Source organism: Methylobacterium nonmethylotrophicum, assembly GCF_004745635.1.
Classification (GTDB): domain Bacteria; phylum Pseudomonadota; class Alphaproteobacteria; order Rhizobiales; family Beijerinckiaceae; genus Methylobacterium; species Methylobacterium nonmethylotrophicum.
Window position 1 is genome coordinate 1 of the sequence record NZ_SRLB01000087.1, and the last position, 1,910, is coordinate 1,910.

Annotated in this window: 1 protein-coding gene; it reads right to left on the reverse strand. The window is 71.7% G+C overall.

The genetic code is table 11. The annotated features are described in order from the left end of the window. Positions 1–1,877, reverse strand: a 1,877-nt coding sequence (dxs, locus tag EU555_RS35880) for a 1-deoxy-D-xylulose-5-phosphate synthase (protein WP_425375187.1), incomplete at its 3' end; no start/stop codon positions are given. Positions 1,878–1,910 lie beyond the last annotated feature (33 nt).

The window sequence follows — 1,910 nt, forward strand, 5'->3', positions numbered from 1 at the left end:
GCCGGCAGGGCGGCCTCGACCGCCTTGACGATCGAGGCTGCGTCGAGACCGGCCTGCGCGTACATCCGCTCCGGCGTGTCGTGGTCCTGGTAGGCGTCCGGCAGCGTCAGGGTGCGCACCCGCACACGCCCCTCGTCCAGCGCGCCCCGCGCCGAGAGCAGGTGCAGCACCATCGCCCCGAACCCGCCCACAGACCCTTCTTCCAGCGTCACCAGGACCTCGTGGCTGCCCGCCAGGTCCAGGATCAGCGCCTCGTCCAGCGGCTTGGCAAACCGCGCATCCGCCACCGTCACCCCGATGCCGCCCGCCTCCAGCCGCTCCGCCGCCTTCAGCGCCTCCGAAAGCCGCGTGCCCAGGCTCAGAAGCGCCACCCGCGCGCCCTCCGGACGGCGGATCACCCGGCCCTTGCCGATCGCCAGCACCTCGCCCTTCTCCGGCAGCTCCACGCCGACGCCCTCGCCCCGCGGGTAGCGGAACGCGATCGGGCCCGTGTCATGGGCATGCGCCGTCGCCACCATGTGCACCAGCTCGGCCTCGTCCGCCGCCGCCATCACCGTCATGTTCGGCAGGCAGCACAGATAGGCGAGATCGAACGCCCCGGCATGCGTGGCGCCGTCCGCCCCCACCAGCCCGGCCCGGTCGAGGGCGAAGCGCACCGGCAGGTTCTGCAACGCCACGTCGTGCACCAGCTGGTCGTAGCCGCGCTGCAGGAACGTCGAGTAGATCGCGCAGAACGGCTTGAACCCTTCCGTCGCCAGACCGCCCGCGAAGGTCACCGCGTGCTGCTCGGCGATGCCGACGTCGAAGGTCCGCTCCGGATGCACCTTCGCGAACAGATCCACGCCCGTGCCCGACGGCATCGCGGCGGTGATCGCCACCACCTTCTCGTCGGCATCCGCCGCCTTGATCAGGCTCTCGCCGAACACCCGCGTGTAGGCCGGGGCATTCGGCTTGGCCTTGGTCTGCTTGCCCGAGATCACGTCGAACTTCACCACCGCGTGGCCGCGGTCGGCCGCGGCCTCGGCGGGCGCGTAGCCCTTGCCCTTCTGGGTGACGACGTGGACCAGCACCGGGCCGTCGGGCGCGTCGCGCACGTTCTTGAGCACGGGCAGCAGGTGGTCGAGGTTGTGCCCGTCGATCGGGCCGACATAGTGGAAGCCGAGCTCCTCGAACATCGTGCCGCCGCCGGCCAGGATGCCGCGGGCATATTCCTCGGCCCGCGCCGCGGTGTCGTAGAGGGCCTTGGGCAAGAGGCGGCCGAACTGCTTGGCGGTGTCGCGCAAGGAGCGGTAGGTGTCGCCGGAGACGAGGCGAGCGAGGTAGGACGACATGGCGCCGACGGGCGGCGCGATCGACATGTCGTTGTCGTTGAGGATGACGATCAGGCGGGACTTGAGCGCGCCGGCATTGTTCATCGCCTCGTAGGCCATGCCGGCCGAGATCGAGCCGTCGCCGATCACCGCCACGACGTTGCGGCGCGGCGGGGTCTCGCCGCGGGCGCGGGCGGCGGCATCCGCGAGGTCGCGGCCGATGGCCATGCCCAAGCCGGCGGAGATGGAGGTGGAGGAATGCGCCGCGCCGAAGGGATCGTAGGGGCTCTCGGCGCGCTTGGTGAAGCCCGAGAGGCCGCCGCCCTGGCGGAGGGTCCGGATGCGGTCGCGGCGCCCGGTGAGGATCTTGTGGGGATAGGCCTGGTGGCCGACGTCCCAGATCAGGCGGTCGTCGGGGGTGTTGAAGACGTAGTGGAGGGCGACGGTGAGCTCGACGACGCCCAAGCCCGCGCCGAGATGCCCGCCGGTGACGGAGACGGCGTCGATGGTCTCGGTGCGCAGCTCGGCGGCGAGCTGGGCGAGGTCGCTCTCGGGCAGCTGGCGCAGGTCCGCAGGCTCGCGGACGCGGTCGAGGAGGGG